This is a genomic window from Arsukibacterium perlucidum DSM 18276 (assembly GCF_000382165.1).
Lineage (GTDB): Bacteria > Pseudomonadota > Gammaproteobacteria > Enterobacterales > Alteromonadaceae > Alishewanella > Alishewanella perlucidum.
Genome location: NZ_KB907746.1, coordinates 1 through 7,897, shown reverse-complemented (window position 1 = coordinate 7,897; position 7,897 = coordinate 1). Strand labels below are relative to the sequence as shown.

The window sequence follows — 7,897 nt, the reverse complement described above, 5'->3', positions numbered from 1 at the left end:
AGATACGCAAGGTCATTTATACCACCAACGCCATCGAATCTCTCAATGCCAGCCTGCGTCAGGTCACCAAGACCAGAAGGTCATTCCCGAATGATGATGCAGTGCTGAAGTTGTTGTATCTGGCTTTACACCAGATTGCTAAAAAGTGGACAATGCCACTGCGAGATTGGAAGCCTGCCATGACGCAGTTTATGATCATGTACGGTGACCGAGTATCGTTATGATAAACAGCCACTTACACAGAAGATTTTATAGTCTCTCGATTGCCTACTAAAAACACTACAGAAAGCGGTTATTACTCGGGTGGATTTGGCCATAGATACGGTTGGCATCCCAGTGCCTATGTTAATCGTCGGACAGGCGAATGTATGTAATTACAAAACATACACAAACCACGCCCACATTGATTACGGCGACATAAATGCCGCAACGCAATACATCGGTGGCCTTGATAAGACTCACATTTTAGTTTACGACAAAGTTCTAAAGCAGTTGGTGAAGAAACAGAAACATATCACAGTACTTTTAAGTCCTGAAGGTAACCCTTTTGTTCTGTCTCGCTATGAATGGTGTTATAAACCGCAGGGTAATAACGGCCGCAAGATTAAGCTTAAGGATTTAAACACGATTACGTATATGTTTCGCGGCAAAAAGTTTTTCAGCCCATTACTTTATCGGGAGTTTGACGAGGATAAACAAACATTTCTTGAAGATGGGGTTATAAACACTCTAGCGAAACAGTCAAAACTCATAACAGTGCCCAATAAACCTCGGCCACTAAAACGTGATTCTGCCCAGAAAAAACAACGGTATCGCATGGATCAGATAAATATCATGCTGAAAAAGCTTGAAAAATATAAGCTTCACATCGACCACGATTGGTTTAAGGCGCAGCAAACCCGCACACTTACCGAGCTTTATGATTGCATGGTCCACTTCAGTAAAAACTAAGCGGGCACACCAAATAGCCGTGTCAAAAATACCGGTCGCAATTCCACCAACACCAGCGCTACCATAGTGTAGCGCTCTTTCTTGCGCTCCCCTTTCTCACTCTATTTCATTCTGATTATCACTATCTAACGAGGTGCTCTATGAGTACAGCTTCGCCGTATTCGCTTTACCTGAGCAGACTGTCGGCTAATAGCAGAACGTCAATTGCGTCACAGCTTCGCAGTATCGCCAAAGTCATGAACTGGTCGGTTGAAGATGAATCGCGCTTTCACCTTATCAACTATCAGGACATGCTGCAGATCCGCGCTATGTTGCAGCATGCAGGCTGGGCGTCACGCTCGATTAACCGGGCGCAAGTCGCTATTCGCAGTATTGTCAAAGTTGCCGTCATGATGAAGCTTGCCGATAGCGAGCAGCTAAATCAGCTAAGTAGTTTAAGTAAGCTTAAACATGCCGAGTTCCCCGGCACTGCGCTAACAAAGCAGCAAGTTCAGGCACTCTTTACACTACTGGAGCGGTCAACATCAGCAGTGGGTAGGCGCAATGTGGCGCTATTTGCAGTATTGCTTGGCACTGGCCTTCGACGTAGTGAGCTGGTAGCGCTAGAGCTAAAAGATGTCGATTTGAACAAGCAAACGCTGCTGGTGCGTAACGGTAAGGGCAATAAATCCCGCACTGTATTCTTACCCAAGTGGTGCCTGAACTATCTGCAAAGCTGGCTGAAACTGCGCTCTATGCAGCCTGGCTATCTATTTTGCTCTATGTTGATAAACGGCAGCGTCAAACCGGCCAAAGCCTTAAGCGTTTGGCTGGTGTACAGGCTCATCAAAGATAAGTTACAGCACATCGGTGTTGAGAATGCATCACCGCATGATTTACGCCGCACCTTTATTACGCGCTTGCTAGAGCAGAATATCGACCTTAATACGGTACGGCAGATGGCCGGTCATGCGTCGATTACCACCACAACCATTTATGACAAGCGCGATATGCAGTTTATGCAGCAAGCGGCAACGGCACTTAACTATGATATTGCCGGGGGCAAGCATGATAACCCCGCCTAATACACCGCTGCCTTGTCATTACTTAGCAGCGTTTTACGCCAGAAACGTGATTAGCTTGATAGATGTAGATTTGGCGATGACGAACGTTAGTCGCGCCATTATAAAGCGCATCAGCGGCCATGCGTTTGATAGTCAGGTTGAGCTGACTACGGCTACTGCGCTAAAGCACTTAACTGTTGCCGATGCTACGCCTGAACTCACTGCCCGAGTAGAGCAGAACTTAGCGACACTATGCACCTTGTTTAATGTCGCGCCAAACTTTGGCCCAGCACTGGGCTTTTTGGTACTGATGAACATTAATCAGGGGCTTAATCAGCTGGTGGATTTTGTGGGAGGCCATTTTGAAGAAAAGGCACTGGAAAGACTGCTATGTGAGGTGTCCGGTTTAAGCGCTAATGATGTGAGTGTTGGTTTGTCTGTCATGCAGCAAAACGGCATTTTGATTGTTGACCGCTACTTGAATGAGCTACAGGACATCACGATACCGGCCAGTATGCTCTATGTGCTGACCAATGAGGATATCGATAGTAAAGCGCAGCTATTGCAGCATGTACTCTGCCCAAGCTCGGCGATTGAATTAACCACGGATGATTTTAGCTATGTCGATGTAGCGCTGCTTCAAGGGTATCTGGCAGAAGCCATCATTCAGAAGCTTAGCGGCGTAAACATCCTACTCTATGGCGAAGCCGGTAGCGGTAAAACGGCCCTTGCCAAAGTGCTGGCGCAAAGTCTGTCTATACCGCTTTATGAAGCCCGCAACATGCGCATGGACGAAGGCTTTTTATCTAACGAGTTTGGCGCAAAAAGCTCAGACACCCAGCGTATTCAGTACATCACCATGTTGCAAAGCTTGATGGGCGGCAGTGCCATGATGCTATTGGTCGATGAATGCGAAAGCCTGTTTTACAGCGCTGATACGCATTACTCCAAAGAGTCTGTTCATCGGCTACTTGAACAAAATGCGGTGCCAACCATTTGGATAACCAACTACGTTGGTGAGTTAGAAGACAGCTTTATTCGCCGCTTTAAGTTAGTGATGCCGGTTCATGCACCCAAGGATGAAGTACTGGAGAAAATGAGCCGTGCGGAATTTAAAGGCTTAGGCGTGAGTAGCGAGTTTCATGTTCGGCTCAGTAAAACCCCGAACCTGACACCGGCGCTATTAGCCAATGCCTCCCATGTGGCACGAACGCTGGGTGTTAAACGCAGTTTGGCACAAGGCGTTATCGATGATGTGATTGAAAATAGCCTCACCGCCTGCGGGCTATGGGATGACACCATGCGCTATCAGGAAGAGTTGGCGTTTGATATGTCGCTACTGAACATCAAGCAGCCTGCATCCGTGTTAAAGCAGATAAACCATGCTGTTGCCACTAATGCACCGATACGGGTGTTGATTAGCGGCCCACCGGGTACAGGTAAAACCGCGCTGGCGCATCATTTGGCCGAGCAACATAAACGTGAGCTAAAGCGAGTATTAAGCTCGGATGTGCTGAGTAAATATGTCGGCGGCTCTGAGAAACAAATCGCCAGGCTATTTCAGCAAGCACATCGCAACAACCAGATGTTGTTACTTGATGAAGTAGACAGCCTGCTAACCAGTCGGGAGCGGCTAAACATGCACCACGAGCGGCAAGTGGTGAACGAACTGCTGGCGCAGCTTGAGTGCTTTAGCTATCCACTGTTCGCTGCAACTAATTTCGAAACAGCTTTGGATAGTGCCATATTGCGCCGCTTTGATTTCAAGCTGCAGTGTGACTACTTAACTGCACCGCAAGTGTTAACGCTTTACAAGCGCACTGTGAGCGCTCCTCAGCTATCAACGTCAGAGACTGAACAACTAAGTTCGCTTAGCAGATTAACACCCGGCGATTTTGCACTTTTAACCCGTCGTTTGCGCTTTAGCGCGACGCATGAACATCGTCAGTTAGCGCTTGCCGTACTGACTGATGAAAACAACCGCAAGCAACCTAAAACCCCCATCGGCTTTGTGCAATAGCCACTAAGCCAACACCATAAGGAAAACACTCTATGTCTATATTGAGTTCGCTCAAGGTTATCGCTCGCCCAAAAATTGAGCCCAAACCACCTATCTTAGGCAAACGCCTGAAGCTGATTGAAAAGCTGGATGAGCAGCAGGCAATGGCACAGGCCATGTTAGATGGTCAGGCTTATGAAGCCTATAAAGATAAAAAGGTGAAAGACCCCGATACCGGTGAGCGCAAAACTGTACGCACACGCAAAGCAGTTCGCCCCTGGTACTTTGATGACAGCGAGCACTACTACTTTGAAATCAAAGTTGGGCTTAAAACGCTGGAGCTGGAAAAAGGCAAAGCGGCAATTGATGTTGGCAAGAAAGAGGATTTACCAACCGTCATTAGCACCATCATCAAGGCCGTTGAGAGCGGTGAGCTGGATGCACAGATATTGCAATTGTCACCGGCAAAACCTCCGAAACCGCCGAAAGCCAAAACCACTGATAAAAAGTGATACGACATGGCCGGTCACTGTGCCGGCCAAAGTTCTAGAGGTTTTGGAGGTGACTTATGCCTACCTTGCGCGAAATTGATGTGAAGTATCGGTTCAAAGAAATCGACTGCGACATTACCGGCATGCCAGTACATCAACCTGCTGCCATAGCCCGACTATTTGACTACCTGAAGTATGAAACGAAAGAAGTCTTTATTGTCGTTAACCTAACTAAACAACATGACATTAACTGCTTTGAGGTAGTGGCTACAGGCAGTGTTGACGCCGTTACCTTGCGACCGGCGGAAGTACTGAGAACCGCAGTCATTCTCAATTTAAAAGTGGTGATGCTGATTCACAACCATCCGTCCGGTAAGACCGACCCGAGCCGGGCAGACATCAGTATTACCCGCCATATTATTGAGGCTGCAAAAACACTGGATATCACAGTACTGGACCACATCATCATCGGTCTGAACCAGTACACCAGCTTGCAAGAAACTCATCCCGAAATTTTTCAGTAACACCTAATCCATTCAGGAGTAAACATTATGCGTATTCAGTACGAGGGCTTAGCTTTGCCTGTAACAAAGCGATTTATCGATGCACTGATTAAAGCCATCGAGCCACACCGAGAGCCACTGGCAGAATTTGTCTGCGTAAACTTTCGGGACCCGAAATACAGTGCAGAAGATGGCGGCTATCACCCGGTTGAGATTCTACTTACCGGCACCAGTGGCCGTTATGACATCTGCTACATCACCGACTTCTGTTATGCCGGTATAGGCGATTGCGCAGAGCTGGTGAAGTCTTTGGACTTTGAGTTTATCGCTGGCACCTTTCAGGACATGACCGGCTACTACCCTATTGAAGTTGCCAGAGAAATCTACCCGATATGGGAAGATAACTTTTTAACCTACTGGCTGGATATGGGGGTTTTTGAGGTGGAGGTAAGCTAATGGAAGCATACAAACCTAAACGCGGTGAAGCACACCTAAAAGCTAGCCCTAAACGCATTGCACTAGGCAATTGGTTACGGGAGCAGCGAAATGCTAAAGGGCTAACGATGCGCGATTTATCAACCATCAGCGGCAAGCCACATAGTTACTTTGGCAAAATTGAGCAAGGTATTCGGGGACTGGATATCCTAGAGTTTTTAGAACTCTGTCAGTGGCTGGGTATCGATTATCGCTCTGCGATAAATCAAATCAACAAACTGCAAACTCCTTAAAAAGACGCTTGCTTGATCTTCAGGCAAGCACTTAACTTTCGTAGAAACTTAAATGTATTGGTTCGAGCCAACAGCTTTTGTACACGCTATTGAGTAACTCTGAAATTTTTGGGAATGCTTCTAGATCTGACGGAATATAAAACTTGTTATCGTCCAAAGCTCTAACAAGCTCAACTTTGTACAGATACAGAAGCAGCTCCCGAATCCTCTGTGCCCTCTTAGCTCGTGCTACCCTACTCGAGTTTAAGTTCAAATAATCCTCAATTATTTGATCACTTGCCGCTTCAGCAGGGCTACATGCTCGTCCTTGGTAGTTAGGTAATATAAATTCACAGAAGAATAGTGCCCAAAGTTTAGTAGGCAAATTCCATCCATCCTCAGTAAAGTCTGACGGTTTCAAGCCGACTGAATAACGCTCACACAACAGAGAGTAGATGTCGTAAGGTCGGCTAGACAGGTTTTTCAGAAAACCTTGTTTTTCTGCTCTTTCGTCTTGAATCTTTGCGTTTGCGACCGACACTTCGTATTTCGCTATCTCCTTCAAAGCATCTTGCCATTTATCGATACCACGCAAATAGGATTTAAACTCTAAAACTTCGACTTCTTCGTTAAAAGTTAACTGATAAAACAACTTCGGCACTTTTGATTTTGGCTTGCCCCCGTTAATACTGAAGATTACGGGCACAACTTGTCTTTTAGCATAGTTACCATCGACTATAATATCTGCTTCAGCTGTCGCATGGTCCTCAGTTTCGTTAAACAAAACATTTCTAATCCTGGACGCTGCAACATTTTTTGAAACAGTAAGATCTTTGCCATCCAAAAGAGTGAATTTGTTAGACTTCATCGGTTTTAACGGAAGCTCTGAACGGTACGAATTGCGAAGTAAAGGTAGTGTTCAAAATTCTGTGTCATTTCATTAAACTAAGCGAAAAAGAGATGACACATGACCAACCCAACTTTCGATATGCAAGCGGCCATTCAGGCATTACGTGATGGCAGAGGCTTGTCCGGTAAAGACGGTATCTTAACGCCGTTAATTAAACAACTGACAGAAGCAGCGATGCAGGCCGAGTTAGAACAGCACCTTGAGCAAGGTGAAGTGCCTAATCGCAAGAACGGCAGCTCAGCCAAAACCATGAAAAGTACCTCCGGCAGCTTTGAATTAAATACGCCGCGAGACCGTGCCGGTAGCTTTGAACCGCAAATCGTCAAAAAGCACCAGACCCAGTTAACCGACGAGCTGGAGCGTAAAATCATCGGCTTGTTTGCCCTTGGCACCAGCTATCAGGATATCCGTGCACACATCGAAGAAATGTACGGTATCAGTATCTCTAACGGAACGCTCAACGCCGTTACCGACAAACTGTTACCTGAGTTGCAAGCTTGGCGTGAGCGGGAACTAGACCCGATTTACCCCATCGTCTGGCTCGATGCCATCCACTACAAAATCAAAGAAAATGGCCGCTACATCAGCAAAGCCGTTTACACCATACTGGCGGTCAATGTAGAAGGCAAAAAGGAATTACTGGGCCTGTATCTGTCTGAGCACGAAGGTGCACATCACTGGTTAAGCGTGCTGACAGACCTGCATAATCGCGGTGTGAAAGACATCCTCATCGCCTGTGTTGATGGCCTCAAAGGCTTCCCTGAAGCGATTGAGAGTATTTATCCCAGGACCGAGATACAGCACTGCATTATTCACCAAATCCGTAACTCGCTTAAGTACGTGGCCAGCAAGAACCAGAAAGCCTTTATGGCGGATTTAAAGTGCGTGTACAAAGCCACCACGTTAAACGCCGCCGAATCAGCACTGGACGAGCTTGAGGCTAAATGGGGAGAGAAGTATCCGGTGGTGATTAAATCCTGGCGTAATAAATGGCAGACGCTATCAGCCTATTTTAAATACCCGGACTACGTTAGAACTGCCATCTACACTACGAATGCCGTAGAAGCCGTGCATCGCCAGTTCCGCAAACTGACCAAAACCAAGGGCGGATTCGCCAATGAAAACAGTTTGCTTAAGCTGCTCTATGCCGGTATCTTGCAGGCATCTGAGCGTTGGACCCACCCGGTGCAAAACTGGAATCTGACGCTGTCACAGCTGTCGATACACTTCGAGGGGCGTTTAGACGCTCATATTGACCTGTGATCAGGCTGACACAGAATATTGAACACCCTC

10 protein-coding genes are annotated in these 7,897 nt (G+C 46.8%); 9 read left to right on the top strand and 1 reads right to left on the bottom strand.

Annotated features, from left to right (window positions below; genetic code table 11):
* From H141_RS20655 to H141_RS21620, 8 genes are all read left to right on the top strand, one after another.
* On the top strand, positions 1-224 hold a 224-nt coding region (locus H141_RS20655; RefSeq protein WP_019676377.1), incomplete at its 5' end, for a transposase.
* An 85-nt stretch (positions 225-309) separates the two neighbouring features.
* Positions 310-951, top strand: coding sequence for a hypothetical protein (locus H141_RS0118950; protein WP_157611037.1), 642 nt, complete (start codon positions 310-312; stop codon positions 949-951).
* A gap of 140 nt (positions 952-1,091) precedes the next feature.
* A complete protein-coding gene (locus tag H141_RS0118945; RefSeq protein WP_026349562.1) occupies positions 1,092-2,015 on the top strand; it encodes a tyrosine-type recombinase/integrase in 924 nt (307 codons plus the stop codon).
* Complete coding sequence (locus tag H141_RS0118940; protein WP_019677848.1) at positions 1,999-4,014, top strand: AAA family ATPase; 2,016 nt, start codon at positions 1,999-2,001, stop codon at positions 4,012-4,014. The genes H141_RS0118945 and H141_RS0118940 overlap by 17 nt, the downstream gene beginning before the upstream one ends.
* Positions 4,015-4,046: 32 nt before the next feature.
* Positions 4,047-4,505, top strand: a complete 459-nt coding sequence (locus tag H141_RS0118935; RefSeq protein ID WP_019677847.1) for a DUF6641 family protein — start codon at positions 4,047-4,049, stop codon at positions 4,503-4,505.
* A gap of 56 nt (positions 4,506-4,561) precedes the next feature.
* Entirely contained in the window at positions 4,562-5,008 is a 447-nt protein-coding gene (locus H141_RS0118930) for a JAB domain-containing protein (protein ID WP_019677846.1), read from the top strand.
* Positions 5,009-5,035: 27 nt separating this feature from the next.
* Positions 5,036-5,443, top strand: a complete 408-nt coding sequence (locus tag H141_RS0118925; protein WP_008224312.1) for a DUF2787 family protein — start codon at positions 5,036-5,038, stop codon at positions 5,441-5,443.
* On the top strand, positions 5,443-5,715 hold the full coding sequence (locus tag H141_RS21620; protein ID WP_019677845.1) for a helix-turn-helix domain-containing protein: 273 nt from the start codon (positions 5,443-5,445) through the stop codon (positions 5,713-5,715). The genes H141_RS0118925 and H141_RS21620 overlap by 1 nt, the downstream gene beginning before the upstream one ends.
* A gap of 31 nt (positions 5,716-5,746) precedes the next feature.
* Here the strand turns inward: H141_RS21620 and H141_RS0118915 are convergent, their stop codons facing one another.
* On the bottom strand, positions 5,747-6,562 hold the full coding sequence (locus H141_RS0118915; protein WP_019677844.1) for a hypothetical protein: 816 nt from the start codon (positions 6,560-6,562) through the stop codon (positions 5,747-5,749).
* A 99-nt stretch (positions 6,563-6,661) separates the two neighbouring features.
* Here H141_RS0118915 and H141_RS0118910 point away from each other — a divergent pair, with 99 nt between their 5' ends.
* Positions 6,662-7,867: an IS256 family transposase gene (locus tag H141_RS0118910; RefSeq protein WP_019676638.1), complete on the top strand. Its 1,206-nt coding sequence runs from the start codon at positions 6,662-6,664 to the stop codon at positions 7,865-7,867.
* Positions 7,868-7,897: the final 30 nt, after the last annotated feature.

Excerpts from the sequence above, each read along its gene's own strand:
- H141_RS0118945 (WP_026349562.1), top strand. The coding sequence starts at position 1,092 with ATGAGTACAGCTTCGCCGTATTCGCTTTACCTGAGCAGACTGTCGGCT.
- H141_RS0118940 (WP_019677848.1), top strand. The coding sequence starts at position 1,999 with ATGATAACCCCGCCTAATACACCGCTGCCTTGTCATTACTTAGCAGCG.
- H141_RS0118935 (WP_019677847.1), top strand. The coding sequence starts at position 4,047 with ATGTCTATATTGAGTTCGCTCAAGGTTATCGCTCGCCCAAAAATTGAG.
- H141_RS0118930 (WP_019677846.1), top strand. The coding sequence starts at position 4,562 with ATGCCTACCTTGCGCGAAATTGATGTGAAGTATCGGTTCAAAGAAATC.
- H141_RS0118925 (WP_008224312.1), top strand. The coding sequence starts at position 5,036 with ATGCGTATTCAGTACGAGGGCTTAGCTTTGCCTGTAACAAAGCGATTT.
- H141_RS21620 (WP_019677845.1), top strand. The coding sequence starts at position 5,443 with ATGGAAGCATACAAACCTAAACGCGGTGAAGCACACCTAAAAGCTAGC.
- H141_RS0118915 (WP_019677844.1), bottom strand. The coding sequence starts at position 6,562 with ATGAAGTCTAACAAATTCACTCTTTTGGATGGCAAAGATCTTACTGTT.
- H141_RS0118910 (WP_019676638.1), top strand. The coding sequence starts at position 6,662 with ATGACCAACCCAACTTTCGATATGCAAGCGGCCATTCAGGCATTACGT.